Raw genomic sequence first — 21,586 nt, forward strand, 5'->3', positions numbered from 1 at the left:
AGACGCTCGAATATCACCACGACCTGCACCACAAGGCCTATGTCGACAATGGCAACAAGGCCGTTGCTGGCACCGAATGGGAAGGCAAGTCGGTTGAAGAGGTCATCAAGGGCACCTATCAGGCCGGCGCAGTGGCGCAAAATGGCATCTTCAACAACGCCTCGCAGCATTGGAACCACACCCAGTTTTGGGAAATGATGGGTCCGGGCGGCGACAAGATGCCGGGCGAGCTGGAAAAAGCGCTGGTAGATACTTTTGGCTCGGTCGACAAATTCAAAGAGGCCTTCGCGGCTGCCGGTGCGGGTCAGTTTGGCTCGGGCTGGGCGTGGCTGGTGAAAGAGGCCGATGGCGGCCTCAAGGTCACCAAGACCGAGAATGGCGTGAACCCGCTCTGCTTTGGTCAGACTGCGCTGCTGGGCTGCGATGTGTGGGAGCACTCCTACTACATCGACTTCCGCAACAAGCGCCCGGCTTACCTGAGCAACTTCCTCGACAAGCTGGTAAACTGGGAAAACGTGGCCTCGCGTCTCTGATCGCGCAGCCAGTTTCTAGGAAAGGGCGTCCCGTCGGGGCGCCCTTTTTCTTTGCCAGCTCCTTGCCCGCGCGGTAGATTTCACAGGAACCGGTCCGCCTTGCCGGGGGTTTCTTTCCCAGACACTCACAAAAGATCGGAGGATACGATGGCACAGCGCACAGGCTCCAAAGATGGTAAGCGGGAGACCGAAGAGATACTGGGCCAGCGCCCCGAGGATATCGACACGCCCGCAGGGCAGGGCAGCGCCGGGGGCAATCTGCAACGCAAGATCGGCACGCGCGACGAGAAAAAGAAGTTGGATGAGACATCGTCTGGCACAACGCGCCCCTTGGGGGGCGATCAGCGCGAAAGCGGCAGCAAGGAGAAGATGTGATGACCAAACTGACCAATAAAACTTGGGTTGTAATCGCGGATGGCGAGAAGGCGCTGTTCTTGGAAAACATGATGGATGCGCAGAACCCGAATTTGGTGGTGCGCCGGGTCGACGAACAAGACAATCCGCCTGATAGCGAACAGGGCACTGATAGGCCGGGGCGGATGGCTGATAGCGGGCCGGGGCAACGCTCGGCCTATGATGAGACAGACTGGCACCAACTGGCCAAAATGCGGTTTGCTGATGATTTGGCCGAAACGCTGTTCAGGATGGTGCATCAGGGGCGCATCAAGCGGCTGGTGATTGCCGCCGCGCCGCGCATTCTGGGCGAAATTCGCCACAGCCTGCACAAAGAGGTTGAGGCCGTGCTGGTCGGTGAGATCGACAAGACGCTGACCAATCATCCCATCGACGAGATCGAAAAGATCATCACGGATGAGCTGAGCGACGCGTAAGGGCTGCGCGAGCATAAAGAGGGGGCCGAGCATCGCTTCGGTCCCCTTTTTCATGGCCCCTTTCCTTTCCCGTCGCGATCCGTCAGCTTGCGCGCGAAAATGATGGGGGCGAGATGGGCGAAGCAGTCAAAGGGTTTTGGGCGATGGTGGCGACTTGCGTCATCTGGGGGCTGTCGGGGCTGTATTACAAGATGCTCGACGGGGTTCCTCCGATCGAGGTGCTCGCCCACCGCACGCTTTGGTCGCTGATCTTTTTCGCGCTGATTCTCGGATTTCGCGGCCGGTTAATCGAGGTCGTGCGGGTTTTGCGTGCGCGGCGCGGGCGTAGTGCTGCGATTGTGGCGCTGGCGGCGATCATGATTTCGGCCAACTGGTTCACCTTTATCTGGTCGGTGCAGACAGGCCACGCGGTGCAGGCGAGTTTGGGCTATTATATTTTCCCGCTGGTGGCCGTTGTGCTGGGCTTGATCGTCTATCGCGAGGGGCTTGGTCGCCTGCAATGGGCGGCGGTGGCGCTGGCGGGAACCGCTGTGGCGGTGTTGACGCTGGGCTTGGGCGTCGCGCCTTGGATATCGCTGATCCTCGCCTTCACCTTCGGCACTTACGGGCTGATCAAGAAGGGTCTAAAGGCCAGCCCAATGGTATCGGTTTGCGCCGAAGTACTACTGCTGTCGCCCATCGCGCTGGCAGTTCTGCTGGGCTATCATTTCGGCTGGTGGGGCGGGGCTCCGGGCGCTGGTGCCTTTGGCAAAGATTGGCATACCTCGGCGCTGCTGGCGTTCTCGGGTCCGCTCACGGGCACGCCGCTTTTGCTGTTTGCCTATGCCGCGCAGCGGGTGCGCATGGCGACCGTGGGGCTGGTGCAATATCTCAACCCGACGCTGCAATTCGGTGTCGCGACGCTGGCCTTTGGCGAACAGGTCACGATCTGGCACGCGATTGCGCTGGGGCTGATCTGGTGTGCGTTGGCGCTGTATTCGACGGCCAGCTTGCGGCCACGGCGCATCACCGCCGCCCCGCCCGAGGCCGTTTAGGCGAGTGCTGCAAACAGCGCGGTCTCCAATTCGGCCACGCTGTCCACCGCCACGATCATGTCGCGCAGCGAGGCATCAGCAAAGCCCTCGGCGATCATATGCGCGATGAGGTTGAGAAGCGGGGTCCAATAGCCCTCGATGTTGAGCACGAAAATCGGCTTTTCATGCAGCCCGATCTGGCGCCAGGTGAGCACCTCGAACATCTCATCCAGACTGCCCGCGCCGCCGGGCAGCACCACGACCGCATCGGCATTCATGAACATCACCTTCTTGCGCTCATGCATGGTTTCGGTGACCACGAAGGTCGACAGGTCGCGCTTGCCGACCTCTTGGGGGAACAGATGCTCGGGGATCACGCCAAAGGTGCGCCCACCCGCTGCCTGCGCGGCGCGTGCAACCTCGCCCATCAAGCCGACATCGCCCGCTCCGTAAACCAGTTGCCAATCGTGCGCGGCCAGCATCTCGCCCGTGGCCCGTGCGCCCTCGCTATAAGAGGCGCGCACGCCCGGGCGTGAGCCACAATAGACACAAACTGATCTGAAAATGGTCATGATCGGGCTCCGATGTTGAAAAAGGCTGTTCTTGAGAGGTGATAGCGGGGTTGCTAAGGTCGCTCAAGGTGTGCGCGCGAAAGACGCGAAACGCCACGCGAAAGGGACAGGAATGACGCAGACAGAAGTGCAAAGCGATAAGGCACAGGCGGCGGGGTGGTCGGGCGCGCTGCGCGGTGGGGTGGCGGCCTTGGTGCTGATCGTGCTGGCGGTGATTGGCTGGGCGGTGTGGGGGCCAAAGAGTGCGCCCAAGCCCGATGCCAAGACCGCAGCACTTCCGGTGGCATCTGTGGCCCCCAAACCAGACGCGGCGGCTGTATCGCCGGCGAACGTCACGGCCCCCCCGACGGGCGGGCAACAGGCTGCGCCCAATGTGGCGGCAAGCGCAGTTGCCCCTGATGCGCAGGCTGTGACGGGGGCGGACGCTGCGCCAAATGAGGCGACTGACGCGGGAGCGCAAAATGCGCCGCAATCCGCGCCGAATTCGAACGCCTCGACCAAAACCGCGACGGTGCAATTTGATGCTCTGCGGGCGACGCCCGATGGCGCTGTCACCTTGGCGGGCCGGGTCGATCCGGGGGCTGAGGTGGATATTCTTGTCGATGGTCAATCGGTGGCGCAAGCGCGTGCCGATGGGGCGGGCAATTTCGCCTCTCTGTTCGATTTGCCCCCAAGCAACGGCGCGCGGGCCTTGTCGCTGCGGGTGACGGGGACGGATGGTGTGGCGCGCGACAGTGCGCAAAGCCTTGTGTTGCGTCCCGCGCAGACCGAGCTCGCTGCGGCGCAGGCCAGCCCCGATAGCGCGACGATGCCAAGCGCCACGCAAGCCCCGGTCGAGATGGCACAGGCTGCGCCCGCTCCGATTGTCACCGATAGCGATGGCGCGCGGTTGCTCGCACCGGCCAGCGATACGCTGGTGATCGACACGATCTCATTCGGGCAGGGGCGGCGCGCTGCCGCCGAGGGGCGCGGTGCGCCCGCAGACAGCAAGCTGAGCGCCTATCTTGATGGTGCGCTGGTGGCGCAGACAGAGCCGGGGCGTGCGGGTCGCTGGTCGCTGGACTTGCCGGGTTTGAACCCGGGCGCGCATCGTCTGCGCATTGACGCCATCGGCACGGCGGGCAAAGTCGTGGCGCGCGCCGAAACCACCTTTGATCAACCCGACCAGATCGTTGTGGCGCAAGCGGGCGATCTGCCTCAGGCCAGTTCAAAGGCGCAAAAGTCGGCAGGTGGCGACGGCGATGCGGTCAAAGTGGTGCAGATCGTGCAAGGCAACACGCTTTGGGCGATCGCGCGTGAGGTCTATGGCGATGGCATTCTGTATGTGCGGGTGTTTGACGCCAATCGCGATCAGATCCGCAACCCCGACCTGATTTATCCGGGGCAGGTCTTTACCATTCCTTCCCCGCAATAGGGGCAGCTGCGACACAATCGGGGCTGGAACCTCGGGGCGTGCACCGTTAGCGTGCGCGCCTGTCGAGCGGTGCCGGGGGCCAGCCCCCGGACCCCCGGAGTATTTTTGGCCAGATGAAGGAAAGGGCACGCGATGCCTCCGTCTCAGATCACCAACACGGGCAAGATGTCGCGCGAAGAGCGCGCGCGCGGTTGGCGCACGATTCGCGCTGTGCTGCCCTTCCTGTGGGCCCATGAGGCACCTTGGGTGAAGCGCCGTGTGGTGTTGGCGATGCTGGCGCTCATTGCGGCCAAGATCATCTCGGTCTCGACACCGTTCATCTATCGCGCGGCGGTCAACAATTTGTCTGGCGAGGGCATGAGCCCGGCTTGGGCTTTGGGGATGGGCGCGGTCGGTATCACCGTGGCGTATGGTGTGGCGCGGTTGATGACGGTGGGGTTTGGTGAGCTGCGCGATGCGATCTTCGTGCGCGTGGCGCAGCGGGCCTTGCGCCATTTGGCCTTGCAGACCTTTACCCATATCCACCGTCTGTCGATGCGCTATCACATCACCCGCAAGACCGGCGGCTTGAGCCGTGTGATCGAGCGCGGGGTGAAGGGGGTCGAGTTCCTGCTGCGCTTCATGCTGTTCTCGGTCGGGCCGCTGATTTTGGAACTGAGCATGGTCACGGTCATCTTCGCGGTGGTGTTTGACTGGCGCTATGCGGCGGTCGTGATTGTGACGGTGGCCGCCTATATCAAGTTCACGTTCAAGGTGACCGAATGGCGCGTTGCGATCCGGCGCGCGATGAACAAGGCCGATACCGAGGCCAATCAGAAGGCGATCGACAGCCTGCTGAACTTCGAGACGGTGAAATATTTCGGAGCCGAGGCGCGCGAGGCCGAGCGTTATGACGACTCGATGCGCGGCTATGAGCAGATGGCGGTCAAGACCGGGCAGTCGCTGGCGACGCTGAATGCGGGGCAGTCGCTGATCATTTCGATCGGTTTGGTCTCGGTGATGGTGATGGCCGCGATGCAGGTTCAGGCGGGCACGTTGACGGTAGGCGATTTCGTCATGGTGCAGGCCTATATGATCCAGATCACCATGCCTTTGGGCTTTTTGGGCACGGTCTATCGCGAGATCCGGCAGGCTTTGGTCGATATGGGCGAAATGTTTGATTTGTTACATCAACCCTCTGAAATTGAGGATAAATCAGACGCGAATGTTCTAAATGTGCAAGGCGGCGAGGTGGTGCTGGACAATGTCGAATTCCATTACGACCCGACGCGTCCGATCCTGAAGGGGATTTCGCTGACGGTTCCGGCGGGCAAGACCGTGGCGCTGGTCGGGCCTTCGGGGTCGGGGAAATCGACCATCGGGCGGCTGCTGTTTCGGTTTTATGATGTGACGGGCGGGGCGATCCGGATTGATGGGCAGGACCTGCGCGATGTGACGCAAGTCAGCTTGCACGATTCCATTGGCGTGGTGCCCCAAGACACGGTGCTGTTCAACGACACGATCCGCTACAACATCGCCTATGGGCGCGCCAATGCCAGCGAAGACGAGATCATTGCCGCTGCCAAGGCCGCCAAGATTCATGATTTCATAATTGATCTGCCCGATGGGTATGACACCTCGGTGGGTGAGCGTGGGCTGAAGCTGTCGGGGGGCGAAAAGCAGCGGGTGGGCATTGCGCGCACGATCCTGAAAAACCCGCCGATCTTGTTGCTTGATGAGGCGACCTCGGCGCTCGATACCCAGACCGAGCGCGATATTCAGGACAGTCTCAAGGCGATGGGGCAGGGGCGCACGGTGATTACGATTGCGCACCGGCTGTCTACGATTGCCGATAGCGACGAGATTGTGGTGCTGGAGAAAGGCGTCATTGTCGAACGCGGCCATCACGAGGACCTGCTGGCGCGCCACGGGCGCTACGCGGCGATGTGGGCGCGCCAATCGGCCGAGGAAGAAGAGGCGCAGGAAGGCGCGGCATAGCGCCTCCCTGCTTTTGCCGGAGCCCTATTCCGCTGCATCCTGTCCCTGCACGAGATGGGGTTTCGCGCCGCCTTCATGGGGCAGCGCGTCGTCCCAGATCAGCTCGCGTCCGCGCATTTTGCGCATCGCGCGTTCCAGTGCGAGATCACGTGCAGCGCGGCTGTCGATGCCTTGCATCAGGGCTGAAAGCGCGCGCGCGCCGCGATAGGCGCCCGCATTGATCCAGACCCGGATTGACAGCAGCGCGGGCGTCAGCACCAGCGTCAGCACCGTCGCCGTACCCAGCCCGAACACCACCGCCGTGGCCAGTTGTTTCCACCACATCGCTGTGGGGCTGTTGACCGAATAGCCGCCATTGAAGAAGTCGAGCGAGAGCCCGAACATCATCGGCGCAAGCCCCGCCATCGTGGTGATCGTGGTCAGCAGGACGGGGCGCAGGCGGGCCTCGGCGGTGCGGATAATCGCCTCGATCTGGGGCATGTAGCGCGAGAATTCCTGATAGGTGTCGATCAGGATGATGTTGTTGTTCACCACGATTCCCGCCAGCGCGACGATCCCCACACCGGTCATAATGATCGAGAATTGCTGGCCCATCACCAGCATCCCGATCAGCACCCCGGCGGTGGACAGGATCACGGCAAGAAGCACCAGTACCGCATTGTAAAAGCTGTTGAATTGCGCCAGCAGGATCACGAACATCAGCGCCAGAGCACCGGCGAAAGCCTTCATCAAAAAGGCCTGACTTTCGGCCTGCTCCACCATGTCGCCCGACCATTCGTAGTTCACGCCGTAGGGCAGTTCGGCCTGCGTGCTGAGCCAGTCTTCGAGGGCGGCGATGCGTTCATTTCCGGTGATCGGAGAGCCGTCGTCATTGGACAGCCCCTCAACCACATCGGCCTTAATGTCATAGTAGCGCGTCTGGTCGATCCGGTCGATCTGGCCGAGTTTGGGCACCGGTGTGCGGGTGATGAAATTGGCCAGCGGCACCAGCCCCTCGGAGGTGCGCAGCTTGAGCGTATCGAGCGTTGACAGCACCCGGTCCTGTTCGGGCAGGCGGGCGCGGATCTCGATTTCCTCGTCGGAACTCGGCACTCGCATCGTATCGAGCAAAAGGCCGCGCGTGACCAGTTGCACCATGCCGCCCACGGTGGCGACATCGGCACCAAAGCGGCCAGCGCGGGTCACATCGACGTCGATTTCCCAGTCGATGCCGGGCAGCGGGCGGGTGTCTTCGATGGCGGTGATGCCCTGCATCTGGGCCAAATGCGCCTCGACGGTATCGACCGCCTGACCGAGTGTCGCGAAATCATCGCCCTTGAGGCGCAGCTGAATCGGCTTGCCCGAGCTGGGTCCGCGATCCTGCGCCAGATAATCGGCCTTGATGCCGGGGATCGTGGCGACTTTGGCCATGATCTTTTCCATCACGACATCGCCCTTGAGATCGGTGTCGGATTTGCGCGTCTCCCACGGCGTCATCTCGACCTGAATCTGCCCGATCGTGTCGCGCGGCGCGCTGGCCCCGCCGGTGTTCTGGTTCAGCCCGCCCGCGCCTGCGAAGGAAAACACTGCGCCCACGCCCGGCGTGCCAATGACGCGGGATTCGGCCTCGCGCAGCAGCGCGTCCTTTTCCGAGAGCGACAGGTTGCCGCGCGCGCGCACATAGATGATCGCCTGCTCGACCTCGGAATCGGTGAAGAATTGGGTGCCGTTATTGTGCTTGCCGAAATAGCCAAAGGTGAAGATCACCGCGCCCACGATCAGGGCGACGCTGACCAGCGGCATGATCGGATTGCCCGCGATGAAGGCGATGACATGACCAAACGGGCGGCGGCGATAGCCAGCCTCAACGGGGCGGCGTTTGCGCGCGGGCTTGGCGGCGGTCATCGTGATAGACGCCGCCATTGCGGCGAGCACGAACAGCACCGCGCCGGGCAGCGAGGCGGCGAATTGACCTGAGGGCGTGTGCCCGCCCGACAGGTAATCGGGGTTCAGCGTCAGCATCGCGCCCAAGAAAACCAGCGCCACCGAGACCACCGCCAGCGCAAGGCGCAGCCAATAGGGCCAGTGCTTGATCACGCCCGCGCCCATCTCAAGGCGGCGCGACAGACGGCCCGCGACGCCCCCCATCACCGGCAGATAGACTAGCGCCACCACCAGCGACGCCGAGAGCACGAAGATGATCGTGATCGGCAGCATGCCCATGAATTCACCGGGCACACCGGGCCAAAACAGCATCGGCAGAAAGGCACATAGCGTGGTCGCGGTTGAGCTGACAACGGGCCAGAACATGCGCTTGGCGGCCTCGGTATAGGCGGCCATCGGCCCCGAGCCTTCCGAGATTCGCTTGTCGGCATATTCCACCACGACAATCGCGCCATCGACCAGCATCCCGACCGCCAGAATCAGCCCGAACATCACGATATTAGAGATCGGCACGCCCATCGCGCCCAGCAGCAGGAAGGTCAGTAGAAACGAGGTCGGGATTGCAAAGCCCACCAGCAGCGCCGAGCGCGTGCCAAGTGTTGCCAGCACCACGATCATCACCAGCGCAATCGCCGTCAGCACCGAGCCCTCAAGCTGGCTGACCATCGCGCCCACGGTCTTCGACTGATCGAGCGAGATCCCCACATCGACCGCGCGTTGCAGCGGTTCGGGCCAACGCGCCTGTGCATCCGCCACCGTCTTGCGCACCAGATCGACAGTGTCGATGATGTTGTAGCCCTTGCGCTTGACCACTTGCAGCGCGACCGTGGGCTGGCCGTTGAACCGTGCGGTGCCGGTGCGATCCTCGAAGGTCAGGCGAATATCGGCCAGATCGCCCAGCGTCACCATCCGCTCGCCATTCTTCTTGACGGGCAGGTTGTAGACGTCTTGCGCGGTCTCGAACGTGGCCGGGATCTTGACCGAAAACGCGCCGCCATCAGTTTGCACCACCCCCGCCGCGATCAACTGGTTGTTGGACTGCACGGTGGCGATCAATTCAGGCGCGGTGACGTTGTAGGATTCCAGTTTCAGCGGGTCGATCACCACCTCAAGCATCTCATCGCGATTGCCCGCGATCTGCGCCTCGAGCACGGGTTCCAGCCCCTCGACCTCATCCTGCAGATCGCGCGCAAGGCGTTGCAGCGTGCGCTCGGGCGCATTGCCCGACAGGGTGACCACAACCACCGGAAATTCCGAGAAATTGATCTCGTTGATGGCGTATTTTTCAAAGCCGTCGGGGAATTTGCCCTCGGCGGTGTTCATCGCGTCGCGCACATCGGCGATGATCTTGGTCTTGTCCCAGCCGAAATCGAATTCCATCATCACGCCGGCATAGTTTTCCTGCGCGATGCCGGTGAGTTTCTTGATCCCGTCAAGCCCGGCCAGCTCGGTTTCCATCGGTTTGACCAGCAGCTTTTCGGAATCGGCCGCCGAGATGCCGGGGAAGGGGACCGAGATGAACAGCATCGGAATTTCGATATCAGGCTCGCCCTCTTTGGGCAGGCTCAAATAGGCGGCAAGGCCTGCAAGAATCGAGATCACCACAAAGGCAATCACCATGCGCGCGCGCGCTGCCGCCCAATCGACGATCCCGGTCATTGCGCGGGCGCCGTGTCAGGGGCGGGCGTGCCCGGCATTGGGGTGTCTTGCGCCACATCGCCGGGGGCGTGATCCACCAAGGTCACCACAACGGGCGAGCCTTCAGTGACGTAGTCTTGGCCCACCACGATCACATCCGCGCTCTCGGGCAGGCCCGACAGCCAGACGCCCTCGGGGGTGTCGCGCAAAAATTTAACCGGGGCGAAATGGGCCACGCCATCGCGCGCAATCCGCACGCCCAACTGGCCCGCATCATTGAGCGTCATCGCCGAGGCGGGCAGGAAATGCGCCTTGGTGCCATCGGCGGCAATGATCATTTCAACCGTCTGGCCCTCGCGGATAGCGAAGTCGCCATTGGCGACCTCGGCCTCGACGGTGAAGGTGCGCGTGGCAGGATCGGCGCTTTGGGAAACGTAAGAAACGCGACCCAGAACCTCGCGGCCCGTCGCCAGACGCGCGCCAACCTGCGCGCCCATTTTCACCCGGTCAATTTCGGTTTCGGGCACATAGCCCACCAGTTTCATCGGGTTCAGTGCGATCACCGTGGCGCAAAGCCCGCCGGAGGCGATATACGAGCCAAGTTCGGCCGTGTCGCCCTCAAGGATGCCATCGAATGGGGCGGTGATCTTGAGGCGGGCAAGCTCGGTCTGGGCGGCCCGGACGCCTGCGGTGGCGGCCTCAAGTGCGGATTGCGCTGAGGCGGCTGAGGTGTCGGAACGATAGCCCCCCGCTTGCAACTTCTGCGCCGCCGTCGCGTTAAGCTGCGCCTCGATCAGGCGCGCCTGCGCCTCGGCCAGGGCGGCGGGGCGGGTGCCGGGATCAAGCGCGCACAGCACATCGCCTTGGGCGACCACGTGGCCTTGGGGCAGCGGTTCGGAAATCACCCGCGCCGAGGTTTCCGCGCGCAATTCGACCCGGCGCGCGGCCTTCGTCTGCCCGCGCGTCAACACGCCCTGATCGACAGCACGCGCCACCGAAGCCACGGCCTGCACCGGCACGGCCCCCTCAACGGGGGCGGCTTGCGCGGTGATTTCGGCCTCGGGTGTCGCGCCAGATTTGCCCGCAAAGCTCATCAGGCGATCACGCTCAAATACCAGTAAATACAGCACGCCCAGCACAAGGATCGCGTTGATGATTGGAATCGGGCGCATGGCAAGGCTCCTGACGCGGGGCGCAATGAATATTGGCGATGGGGGCAGAGTGAACTGCAGAGTTCAACTTAAGGTGAGCGCCGCGTGATCTCAAGCCCTCGGTTCGCATGACGCGGCGGGCCTTGGCAGTCTTTGAGCAGCCGTGTAAGAGGGGCCGGAAGACTAGCGAAAAGAGGCACGCGTGAGCGAGACCGACAGTTTTATCGACGAAGTGACCGATGCGGTCCGCCAAGACAAACTTTTTGCGGCGTTTCGCAAATGGGGATGGATTGGCGGTCTGGTGATCCTGGGGATCGTGGGCGGCACCGGCTGGAACGCCTATCAACAAGAGCAGGCGCAAACCAAGGCGCGCGGCTTTGGCGATCAGGTGATGGCGGCGGTCAAGGCCAAGGACACCGATGCAGCGCTCGCAGCGATCAAGCCCGATGGTGCGGGACGCGCGGCCATTCTCAAGATTATGCAGGGCGATCAGGCTGAAAGCGCGGGCAATTCCAAAGCCGCGCTTGGCTTTTACGAGGCCGCAGCGGCCGAGCCGGGCCTGCCCCTTTCGATCACGCAACTGGCCCAGCTCAAGGCGGTGATCGCAGCAGGGCCTGATATGGACAGCGCCAAACGCGACGCGACGTTGGCGCTTTTGGCCAAGCCGGGCGCGCCCTATCGGCTTTTGGCGATTGAACAACAGGCTGCCGATAAGCTGGCAAGCGGTGACAAGGATGGGGCCATTGCCTTGGCCAAGCAGATCCTTGAGGACGCCGGGCTTACACCGGGCTTGCAACAGCGCGCGACAGAGTTGATTGTGGCGCTGGGTGGCACGGTGCCGCCAGTGCCGGGGGCGGCGCAGCCCGCCCCGCAAGAGTAATGTGACGATCCAGACGGGCGCGCTGCAAAGGCGGCCCGGTGCAGGGTAGGGGGAACGGGCGTGAATCTGAGCAAGACTATCTTCGTGCTGGGGATGGCCGCCACTTTGGCAGGCTGTTCACAAAAAGAGGTCATCTTGCAGGGCGAACGTCTTAGCCCGCGCGATGCGCTGCGCGCCGATGAGGGACTGGCCCCTTTGCCGGCCCCGGCAGATCAGGCTCAGCCGATCAAGCTGCCCGCTCAGGTCTCTAATTCCGAATGGCCGCAACGCGGTGGCGCGCCCACCCATGCGCTGTTCAACGCCGCCCTTGGTACGGGCACCACGCCGATCTGGTCCGCCGATATTGGTGCGGGCAATGCCAAACGCTACCGCATCACCGCCGATCCCATCGTGGGCGGGGGCCGGGTCTATACGCTGGACAGCCAAGCCCGCGTCAGCGCGACCGCGCTCAATGGCGCACGTGTCTGGCAGACCGACATCACACCGCCCGGCGATCACGAGGGGGATGCCTCGGGTGGGGGCGTCGCCTATGACAAGGGCACGGTTTACGTCACGTCTGATTTCTCGGAACTGGTGGCGATTGACGCCGCCAGTGGCGCAATCAAATGGCGGCAATATTTCGATACCGGAATCGGCGGAGCCCCTACGGTCGAGGGTGGCACCGTCTATGTCGTGGCGCGCGACAGCTCGGCTTGGGCGATCCGCACCAGCGATGGCAAAGTGCTGTGGCAAGTGCCGGGCGCGCCGTCAGATTCGGGGATGACGGGCGTGTCCTCGCCTGCGGTCAACGGTCGCATGGTCGTGTTCCCCTTCCCCTCGGGCTTCATGTCGGGCGTGCTGCGTCAAAGCGGGATGCAGCTGTGGCAATCCAAGGTGCCGGGCGCGCGTCCCGGTGTGGCCTATGCCTCGATCGTCGATCTGACGGGCGACCCGGTCATCGTAGGCGATACCGTTTATGCGGGTGCCTCGACGGGTAAGCTGGCGGCGTTCGATGTGAACTCGGGAGAGCGTCTGTGGACGGCCACGCAGGGCGCGAACAGCCCCGTGCAAGTCGTTGGCGGCTCGATCTTCCTGACCTCGGATGCCGGTCAGCTCGTACGCCTCAATGCGGCGACGGGCGATCAGATCTGGGCGCGCGATCTGCCCTATTACGTCAAGGACAAGCCCAAGAAACAGCGCACGATCACCGCCAATTATGGCCCGGTTCTGGCGGGTGGCAAACTGTTTGTCGCGTCCTCAGATGGCATCTTGCGGGTGTTCAACCCGGTCAATGGCGCGCTTATCGGTCAGGCCAATATCCCCGGCGGGGCAGCTTCTGACCCGGTTGTTGCGGGGCGTGTGCTGTATGTTGTGGGCGGTGACGGGAAACTGCACGCTTTCAAGTGACGCCATTCGGGTGTAAGGGGGCCGCTCGTATCCGCCCAAGGAGGGCAACATGAGCTTTACCCTGGCCATCGTCGGCCGCCCCAATGTCGGCAAATCGACCCTGTTCAACCGTTTGGTGGGCAAGCGTCTGGCGCTGGTCGACAACACGCCCGGTGTTACCCGCGATCTGCGCGAAGGTGATGCGCGTTTGGGGGATTTGCGCTTTATCGTCATCGACTCTGCCGGTCTGGAACTGGCCGAGGATGACAGCCTGCAAGGCCGCATGCGTCGCCTGACCGAGCGCGCCGTCGAAGAGGCCGATATCTGCCTGTTCCTGATTGATGCACGCGTCGGTGTGACCCCGGCAGATGAAATTTTTGCCGATATTCTGCGCAAGAAGAACGCGCATGTGATCCTGGCGGCCAACAAGGCCGAAGGGGCTGCGGGCGATGCGGGGGCTCTTGAGGCCTGGTCGCTGGGCTTGGGTGAGCCGCTGCGCATTTCAGCCGAGCATGGCGAAGGTCTCGATGATCTTTATACCGCTTTGGTGCCGCTGGCCGATGAATTCGCTGAACGCAACGCCGCCAACACGCCCGAGACCGATGTCGTGCTGGATGATGAGTTGGAAGAGGGCGACATCCCCGCTTATCAGCCGCCCTCTGCCGCGAAACCGCTGCAACTGGCCGTGATCGGGCGGCCCAATGCGGGTAAGTCCACGCTGATCAACAAGATCATTCGGGAAGATCGTCTGCTGACCGGCCCCGAGGCGGGGATCACGCGCGATGCGATCTCGGTGACCAACACGTTCATGGGTACGCCGATGCGGATCTGGGACACGGCGGGGATGCGCAAACGCGGCAAGATCAATGACAAGCTGGAAAAGCTGTCCGTGGCTGATGGCTTGCGAGCGGTGCGCTTTGCCGAGGTCGTGGTGGTTCTGATCGACGTCAATATTCCCTTTGAAACCCAAGACTTGCGGATCGCGGACTTTGCCGAGACCGAAGGGCGTGCGGTGGTCGTGGCGGCCAATAAATGGGATCTCGAAGAGGACAAGCCCGAGAAGCTGAAAGAGTTGCGTGAGGCGTTTGAACGTCTGCTGCCGCAGCTTCGCGGCGCGCCGATGGTCACCGTTTCGGCCAAAACCGGTAAGGGCATCGACCGGCTCCATGCCGCGATTCTCAAGGCCCATGAGGTCTGGAACCGTCGCATCACTACCGGCAAGCTGAACACGTGGCTCGGCGCGATGGTCGAGGCGCACCCGCCACCCGCTCCGGGCGGTCGCCGCATCAAACTGCGCTATATCACGCAGGCCAAGACGCGCCCGCCGGGGTTTGTGGTGAAAACCACCTATGCTGACAAGATTCCCGCCAGCTACGAGCGCTATCTTGTCAACGGCCTGCGCGAGGCATTTGACATGCCGGGCACGCCGATCCGGCTGTATCTGCGCGATCAGGGGCAGGATAACCCGTTCAAGGATCGCAAAAAGTCGATTCCCTCGCGGTTGAAGAAACACGTCGATGCCAAGAAAAAGGCCGATCACAAAGAAACCGCACGCAAGCGGCGCGAGAGCAAAAAGCCCGATTAAGCGGGTTTGGCGCGCGGCCTAAGGGTAGCTGCGCTGCGCTTTCGCTGTGGCCAAGGTCTGATTTCCGGCCTTGGCCGTCACCGTCCACTCATAAAGGTGGCGACCCGAGGGAGGGCAGGGGCTTTTATAGCTAAAAGCGCCCGCAGGAATCGTGCCTTTGGCGGGCATCTTGACCTTCACCGTGCCGCCGCCGTGGTTGTAGCCGGGCACGTCGCGATCCTTGAGCCGAAACGTCAACGCAGTGACGCCTGCGGGCACGCCGCTAAGCGTAAAGGTGGGGCTGGGCACCACATTGGGGCGTCCGGTGGTGCAGCGCGGAATATTGCCCCAATCAAAAGCAAGCTTCATTTCTGCGCTGGCGGCGGTCGCGGTGGCGGATAGGGCGAGTGCGGCGAGGATCGGGGTAAGCTGGGGCATCGTTAAGCTCCTGCGCAGTCTGACGGGGCAGGGAAGCGCCCTGCGCGCCAGACCAGTCTATCCCATTCCAGCGCTTTGACCAAAACAGTCCGCGAGGGCATGAAAAAAGGCCCCGCGACGGGGCCTTTTGACTGGATTTCACCGGGGTGTTTAATTGATCGGGGTAATTAAACGAGATTGCCATCCACAAGCCGCGTCTTGCCACCCAAATACGGGTGCAGCGCAGCGGGCAGCGTGACCGAGCCGTCCTTTTCCTGACCGTTCTCCAGCACCGCGATCAGGCAGCGTCCGACCGCCAGACCCGACCCGTTCAGCGTGGCGACGAAATCGGGCTTGCCACCATCGGCGGGCTTGAAGCGGCCATTCATCCGGCGCGCTTGGAACTGGCCGCAGGTCGAGATCGAGGAAATCTCGCGATAGCTGTTCTGGCCGGGCAGCCAGACCTCGAGATCATGGGTTTTCTGCGCGCCAAAGCCGATATCGCCAGTGCACAGCACGATGCGGCGATAGGGTAGGTCCAGCCCCTCCAGCACCGCTTCGGCGCATTTCGTCATGCGCTCATGCTCGGCCAAGGCTTCGTCGGGGTGGCAGATCGTCACCATCTCGACCTTCTCGAACTGGTGCTGACGCAGCATCCCCGAGGTGTCTTTGCCCGCCGATCCCGCCTCGGAGCGGAAGCAGTTCGTGTGGGCACACATCCGCTGGGGCAGGTCGCTGGCGTCAAACATCTCGCCTGCGGCGTAATTGGTCAGCGTGACCTCGGCGGTGGGAATCAGCCACCAGCCATTCGTGGTCTGATAGCTGTCTTCGCTGAATTTCGGTAATTGCCCGGTGCCCAGCATCGCGGAATCGCGCACCAGAACGGGGGTGATGTTTTCGCTCAGGTCGTGCTGATCGACATGCAGATCGAGCATGAACTGCGCCAGCGCGCGATGCACCCGCGCGACGCCCCCTTTAAGCACGACAAAGCGCGCGCCCGACAGTTTCGCCGCCGTTTCAAAATCCATCGCTTTGCCGACGGCGGGCAACTCGTAATGTTCCAAGGGCGTGAAATCGAAGCTGCGCGGGGTGCCCCAGCGGCTGAGCTCGACGTTTTCGTCCTCATCGGCGCCATCTGGCACCTCATCAAGGGGTAGATTCGGCAAGCCCATCAGCAGATCACGCAGCTTTGCATCCAGATCGCTGGCCTCGGCCTGCATCGCGGCGACCTCGGACTTCTTTTCTCCCACCAACGCGCGCAGGCGTTCGAACTCGGCGTCGTCGCCTTTGGCCTTGGCCGCGCCGACCTGTTTGGAGGCGGCGTTTTGCGCGGCTTGCGCTGTTTCGGCGGCGTGAATCGCGGCACGGCGCGCCTCATCCAGCGCCAATAGCTCGGGAGAGACCGGCGAGAGCCCGCGGCGCGCGAGTTTGGCGTCAAAATCGGCGGGGTTTTCACGGATTGCGCGAATATCGTGCATCTCATCTCTCCAAGACTGTTGCGCCCACGGCTTTAGCGCATGAAACTGACGCGTGAAAGCCCCCGGCCGATGCCGCCGCGACACAGTGCCCACCCAGCAGGCTTGCGCGGCGGCTGAATTTTGCTGTAAGGGGTCACATTCAAGAACCGGAATATAACCGGGGAAAGCACGTCCGCCCGGATGGAAGGGAAACCGAGATGAAACTGACACTCTTGCCGCTGGCTTTTGCCATGATGGTCTTGCCCGGGCTGGCGATGGCCGCCGATGGACCAATCACAATCGAACCCCAGATCGTGACCGATTGGAAATCGGTCTATGGTCAGGTGGAGGCCAAGAACACCATCGCGGCGCGCGCGCAGCTTTCGGGCACGATCACGGCGCTGGACGTCACCGAGGGCGATGAGGTCACGGCGGGGCAAACGATTGCCACGATTGTCGATCAGACGCTGGTCTATCAAATCGGGGCGGTCGATGCGCAGATCAATGCGCTGCAGGCCCAGCTTGAAAATGCCAAGACCGAGTTGAAACGCGGCGAGGATCTGAAGGCGCGCGGCGTCTCGACCTCGCAAAACGTCGATCAGTTGCAGACGCAGGTGAATGTTTATGAGGGCCAGATCGCCGCGCAACAGGCGCAGCGCAAGGTCTATCAGCAGCAAGAGCAATACGGCACCGTCACCGCGCCCATCGCGGGCAAGGTGGTGTCGGTTCCTGTGACCAAGGGCGCTGTGATCATGGCGGGCGAGACGATTGCAACGATCGGGGGGGGCGGATTTTTCCTGCGCCTGTCGGTGCCCGAACGTCATGCCGATACGCTCAAGCAGGGTGACACGATTATGATCACCGATTCCGACGGCAAAGAGATCGCGGGCAAGCTGGCCAAGATCTATCCCCAGATCGAAGGTGGGCGCGTGCAGGCCGATGTCGAAGTGCCCGATCTGAATGCACGCTTTGTGGCGGCGCGTTTGCTGGTGAAGCTCCCGATGGGCAATCGCCAGACCATCGTGATTCCGGCCAGCTACGTTGTGACCCGCTCGGGGCTTGATTTCGTGCGCGTCAAAGAGGGCGATCGCACCTATGAGCGCACCATCGTGCCGGGCGTTGTGATCAATCTGGACGATCAGGAAATGCTGGAAGTTCTCACCGGGCTGAACCCGGGCGATGTGGTGGTGCCCCATGAGTGAGCAGACAACCGGGCCTGAGACGCCCGAAGAAGATCAGGTTCATGTCAAGCTGGGCATTGCGGGCGCGCTGACGAAGGCGTTCATCCGCTCGTCGTTGACGCCTTTGATGGTGCTGGCGGCGGTGGCGGTGGGTCTTGTGGCGCTGCTCTCGCTGCCGCGCGAGGAAGAGCCCCAGATCGCCGTGCCGATGGTGGATATCCATATTCAGGCCCCCGGTCTGAAGGCCGATGATGCGATGAAGCTGGTGACTGAGCCGATGGAAACCATTGTGCAAGGCATCAACGAGGTCGAGCACGTCTATTCCCAAACTCAAGATGATGGCGCGCTGGTGATGGCACGCTTCAAGGTCGGCACCTCGGCGGATGCCGCCGTTTTGCGCGTGCATGAAAAGATGCAGGCCAATATGGACCGCATCCCCAAAGGCATCCCCGATCCGGTGATCGTGGGCCGCGGGATTGACGATGTGGCGATCGTGTCGCTGACCTTCACGGGCAAAGATGGCGCACAGATCGACAGTGACGAGCTGACCCGGATCGCGCGTGAAATGCAGACCGAGGTCACCAAGATCAGCAATGTCGGTCTGACCTATATCGTGGGCGAGGCCACCAGCGAGATCCGCATTGAGCCAGAGCCAGCCAAGCTGGCGCTGTATGGCGTCACCTTGCAGCAACTCTCGCAAAAGGTCACGCAGGCCAACCGCTCGTTCAACACCGGCATGATCCGCGACGAGGGCAAGCAGATCGCGCTGGCGGCGGGTAAAACTCTGGTTGCGCCAGCCGAAATCGCGGGTCTGTTGCTGACCACGCGCGACAATCGCCCCGTCTATGTGGCGGATGTGGCCAAGATTTCCTATGTGCCCGATGCTGCGGATGCGATCGTGTCGAACGTGCAGCGCGACAAGGCTGGCAAGATCGAACGCACCCCGGCTGTGACGCTGGCGATTGCCAAGCGCGCGGGCTCGAACGCGGTGGTCGTGGCCGAGCAGATCCTCGAACGGATGCATCAGTTGCATGGCACGCTGATCCCCGATGATGTCGAGGTCAAGGTCACGCGCGATTACGGCGAGACCGCCAATGAGAAAGCCAACGAGTTGCTGTTCCACCTTGGGCTGGCGACGGTGTCAATCATCGGGCTGGTTCTGGTAGCGATTGGCTGGCGCGAATCCATCGTGGTGGCGGTTGTCATTCCGGTGACCATTCTGCTGACGCTGTTTGCCGCCTATGTGATGGGCTTTACGCTGAACCGGGTGTCGCTATTCGCGCTGATTTTCGCGATCGGGATCTTGGTGGATGACGCCATCGTGGTGATCGAAAACATCGCGCGACATTGGGCGATGAAGGGGCCGGGGTCCCGCGTGACCAAGGCAATTGAGGCCGTGGCCGAGGTCGGTAACCCGACCATCGTGGCGACCCTGACCGTTGTCGTGGCACTTTTGCCGATGCTCTTCGTGTCGGGCATGATGGGCCCCTATATGTCGCCGATTCCGGCGGTGGCTTCGGCGGCGATGGTGTTTTCGTTCTTCGTGGCCGTCATCATCACGCCTTGGCTGATGGTCAAGGTTGCAGGCAAGGCGCAGTTGCATGGCCACGCCGCCGATGACGACGCCTATGGCGGGCATCAGGCAGGGGGGCGCCTTGGCAAGCTATATGCCAAGGTCGCGCGTCCGATCCTGAAAACCAAGGGGCGCGCGGGGCTGTTCCTGATCGTTGTGACGGTGCTGAGCTTTGGCTCGTTGAGCCTGCTCTACACCAAACATGTCACGGTCAAACTGCTGCCCTTCGACAATAAATCCGAGCTGTCGGTGGTGATTGATATGCCTGCGGGCACCTCGGTTGAAGAAACCGATGGCGTGGCCCAACAGGTCGCGGATATCGTGACCGAAATGCCCGAAGTGCTGTCCACGCAAACCCATGCCAGCACGGCTGCGCCCTTCAACTTCAACGGTCTGGTGCGCCACTACTACCTGCGCAACCAGCCTAATAAGGGCGATGTCGAAATTCAGCTTCTGCCCAAGGCCGAGCGTGACCGCTCCAGCCATGAAGTCGCGATCGACATCCGCAACAAGATCAAGGCGATCAAACTGCCCAAAGGTGCCAGCCTGAAGACGGTCGAACCGCCCCCCGGTCCGCCGGTGATCGCAACCCTTCTGGCCGAGGTCTATGGCCCCAACCCGGAAATCCGACGTGCGGCGGCGCGCCAGATCGAGCAGGCCTTCAAGGAAGTGCCTTACATCGTGGATGTGGATAATTCGTTCGGCATCCAGCCCGATAAACTGCGCGCGACGGTGAATTCCGACGATCTGGAATTCTACTCGGTGCAAGAGGGCGATGTGTGGGACACGCTGGCGATGCTGAACGGCCAAACCACGGTGGGCTATTCCCATCGCGGCAAGGAACGCCAGCCCATTCCGATCGTGATGGAGCGCTCGAAATCCAATCGGGTGATGAATGAGAACACGCTGTCCACCCCGATCCCGGCCAATGTTCTGCCCGGCGCGCGCGGTGTGGTGGAACTGGGGGATGTGGTGAGCGTGGCCAAAGAGAAGGCGTCCTATCCAATCTTCCGCCATAACGGGCGCGAAGCCGAGATGGTCACCGCCGAACTCGCCGGCCAATACGAGGCGCCGCTTTATGGCATGTTGGCGGTCGATAATATCATCAACAACATGCAATGGGCGCCGGGCGAAAAGCCCACGATCTCGTTCCACGGTCAGCCTCAGGACGAAAGCCATGTCACGCTGCTGTGGGATGGCGAATGGGAAGTGACCTGGGTCACGTTCCGCGACATGGGCGCGGCGTTTGCCGTGGCCTTGCTCGGGATCTACATCCTCGTCGTGGCGCAGTTTGGCAGCTTCCGCCTGCCGCTGGTGATCCTGACGCCGGTGCCGCTGACCTTCCTTGGCATCATGCTGGGCCACTGGATCTTCCACGCACCGTTCTCGGCCACTTCGATGATCGGGTTTATCGCGCTGGCAGGGATTATCGTGCGCAACTCGATCCTGCTGGTCGATTTCATTCGCCACGCGGATGAAACCGGCAAGACCAAGACCGAGATCCTGATCGAGGCCGGCGCGATCCGCTTCAAGCCGATCTTGCTGACGGCGGTGGCGGCGATGATCGGCGCGGTGGTGATCTTGGCGGACCCGATCTTTCAGGGTCTGGCGATCTCGTTGCTGTTCGGTCTGCTCAGCTCGACCTTGCTGACGGTGCTGGTGATCCCGGCGATCTATCGGATCTTCAAGACCTGATCAGGCATCATCTGAAACACGAGCGCTCGCGCGAGGAAATCCCCTCACGCGGGCGCTTTTTTTGTCGGGCTATACATAAGATGAGCGGCGCGCTTGGGGATGGGGCAGGAGCCTCCGGCGGGAGTATTTCCAGCTAGATGAATACAGTCGCGCTCTCTCTTTTCATCTGGCCAGAAATACTCCCGCCGGAGGCATCCATCCGGATGATTTAGCGCTGCGCGATGGCAGGTTCACTCGGGTTGAAAGCCGTGGATCAACTGGCGCAGCCCGATCAGCCCGCCGATCACGATGGCGGCCAGCGTCACAGGGGCCGAAAAAGCCAGGACCGACATCGCGCTGACGCCTTGCCCGATCGAGCATCCCAAAGCGATGGTGCCACCGATACCCATCAGGGCCGCTCCGC

Annotated in this window: 17 protein-coding genes; 11 read left to right on the forward strand and 6 right to left on the reverse strand. The window is 62.3% G+C overall.

The features are described from left to right. The 4 genes from QZ571_RS16150 to rarD form a co-directional block, all read left to right on the forward strand. Positions 1–533, forward strand: a 533-nt coding sequence (locus QZ571_RS16150) for a superoxide dismutase (protein WP_295536935.1), incomplete at its 5' end; no start/stop codon positions are given. Between the two features lie 147 nt (positions 534–680). Continuing rightward, positions 681–908, forward strand: coding sequence for a hypothetical protein (locus QZ571_RS16155; protein WP_295536937.1), 228 nt, complete (start codon positions 681–683; stop codon positions 906–908). Beyond that, positions 908–1,363 carry a host attachment family protein gene (locus tag QZ571_RS16160; RefSeq protein WP_295536939.1) on the forward strand — a complete coding sequence of 152 codons (456 nt, stop codon included), beginning with the start codon at positions 908–910 and terminating at the stop codon, positions 1,361–1,363. Before QZ571_RS16155 ends, QZ571_RS16160 begins: the two co-directional genes overlap by 1 nt. Positions 1,364–1,476: 113 nt before the next feature. Continuing rightward, positions 1,477–2,397 carry an EamA family transporter RarD gene (rarD, locus tag QZ571_RS16165; RefSeq protein ID WP_295536941.1) on the forward strand — a complete coding sequence of 307 codons (921 nt, stop codon included), beginning with the start codon at positions 1,477–1,479 and terminating at the stop codon, positions 2,395–2,397. Here rarD and QZ571_RS16170 read toward each other — a convergent pair. After that, entirely contained in the window at positions 2,394–2,948 is a 555-nt protein-coding gene (locus QZ571_RS16170; protein WP_295536943.1) for a TIGR00730 family Rossman fold protein, read from the reverse strand. The two genes, rarD and QZ571_RS16170, sit on opposite strands and share 4 nt — an antisense overlap. A gap of 112 nt (positions 2,949–3,060) precedes the next feature. Here QZ571_RS16170 and QZ571_RS16175 point away from each other — a divergent pair, with 112 nt between their 5' ends. After that, positions 3,061–4,362 carry a LysM peptidoglycan-binding domain-containing protein gene (locus QZ571_RS16175; RefSeq protein ID WP_295536944.1) on the forward strand — a complete coding sequence of 434 codons (1,302 nt, stop codon included), beginning with the start codon at positions 3,061–3,063 and terminating at the stop codon, positions 4,360–4,362. A 132-nt stretch (positions 4,363–4,494) separates the two neighbouring features. Further along, positions 4,495–6,339, forward strand: a complete 1,845-nt coding sequence (locus QZ571_RS16180) for an ABC transporter ATP-binding protein/permease (RefSeq protein ID WP_295536946.1) — start codon at positions 4,495–4,497, stop codon at positions 6,337–6,339. A 24-nt stretch (positions 6,340–6,363) separates the two neighbouring features. On the opposite strand, the gene QZ571_RS16185 is transcribed toward QZ571_RS16180, so the two are convergent. Next, positions 6,364–9,921 (reverse strand): efflux RND transporter permease subunit, encoded by a 3,558-nt coding sequence (locus QZ571_RS16185; RefSeq protein ID WP_295536948.1) that lies wholly within the window; start codon positions 9,919–9,921, stop codon positions 6,364–6,366. Then, positions 9,918–11,072, reverse strand: coding sequence for an efflux RND transporter periplasmic adaptor subunit (locus tag QZ571_RS16190; RefSeq protein ID WP_295536950.1), 1,155 nt, complete (start codon positions 11,070–11,072; stop codon positions 9,918–9,920). Before QZ571_RS16190 ends, QZ571_RS16185 begins: the two co-directional genes overlap by 4 nt. Positions 11,073–11,253: 181 nt before the next feature. On the opposite strand from QZ571_RS16190, the gene QZ571_RS16195 reads away from it, so the two are divergent. Genes QZ571_RS16195 through der form a run of 3 tightly spaced genes read left to right on the forward strand, consistent with a single transcriptional unit; the run spans position 11,254 to position 14,881 of the window. Further along, complete coding sequence (locus tag QZ571_RS16195) at positions 11,254–11,931, forward strand: hypothetical protein (RefSeq protein ID WP_295536952.1); 678 nt, start codon at positions 11,254–11,256, stop codon at positions 11,929–11,931. Between the two features lie 60 nt (positions 11,932–11,991). Beyond that, positions 11,992–13,317 carry a PQQ-like beta-propeller repeat protein gene (locus tag QZ571_RS16200; protein WP_295536954.1) on the forward strand — a complete coding sequence of 442 codons (1,326 nt, stop codon included), beginning with the start codon at positions 11,992–11,994 and terminating at the stop codon, positions 13,315–13,317. A 49-nt stretch (positions 13,318–13,366) separates the two neighbouring features. Then, a complete protein-coding gene (der, locus tag QZ571_RS16205; RefSeq protein ID WP_295536957.1) occupies positions 13,367–14,881 on the forward strand; it encodes a ribosome biogenesis GTPase Der in 1,515 nt (504 codons plus the stop codon). Positions 14,882–14,899: 18 nt separating this feature from the next. Here der and QZ571_RS16210 read toward each other — a convergent pair whose 3' ends face one another. Further along, complete coding sequence (locus QZ571_RS16210) at positions 14,900–15,298, reverse strand: YbhB/YbcL family Raf kinase inhibitor-like protein (protein ID WP_295536959.1); 399 nt, start codon at positions 15,296–15,298, stop codon at positions 14,900–14,902. Positions 15,299–15,465: 167 nt separating this feature from the next. Then, the gene (serS, locus tag QZ571_RS16215) at positions 15,466–16,755 is read right to left on the reverse strand and encodes a serine--tRNA ligase (protein WP_295536961.1); all 1,290 of its coding nucleotides are present in this window, start codon (positions 16,753–16,755) and stop codon (positions 15,466–15,468) included. 197 nt (positions 16,756–16,952) lie between these two features. Between serS and QZ571_RS16220 the strand changes: the two genes are divergently transcribed. Both QZ571_RS16220 and QZ571_RS16225 read left to right on the forward strand, forming a co-directional pair. Beyond that, positions 16,953–17,936, forward strand: coding sequence for an efflux RND transporter periplasmic adaptor subunit (locus tag QZ571_RS16220; RefSeq protein ID WP_295536964.1), 984 nt, complete (start codon positions 16,953–16,955; stop codon positions 17,934–17,936). Further along, positions 17,929–21,183, forward strand: a complete 3,255-nt coding sequence (locus QZ571_RS16225; protein ID WP_295536966.1) for an efflux RND transporter permease subunit — start codon at positions 17,929–17,931, stop codon at positions 21,181–21,183. The genes QZ571_RS16220 and QZ571_RS16225 overlap by 8 nt, the downstream gene beginning before the upstream one ends. A 230-nt stretch (positions 21,184–21,413) precedes the next feature. Here QZ571_RS16225 and QZ571_RS16230 read toward each other — a convergent pair. Next, the coding region (locus QZ571_RS16230; protein ID WP_295536968.1) for a YeeE/YedE thiosulfate transporter family protein at positions 21,414–21,586 on the reverse strand (173 nt) is incomplete at its 5' end.

It is taken from the genome of uncultured Thioclava sp., from assembly GCF_913064665.1.
Classification (GTDB): Bacteria; Pseudomonadota; Alphaproteobacteria; order Rhodobacterales; family Rhodobacteraceae; genus Thioclava; species Thioclava arctica.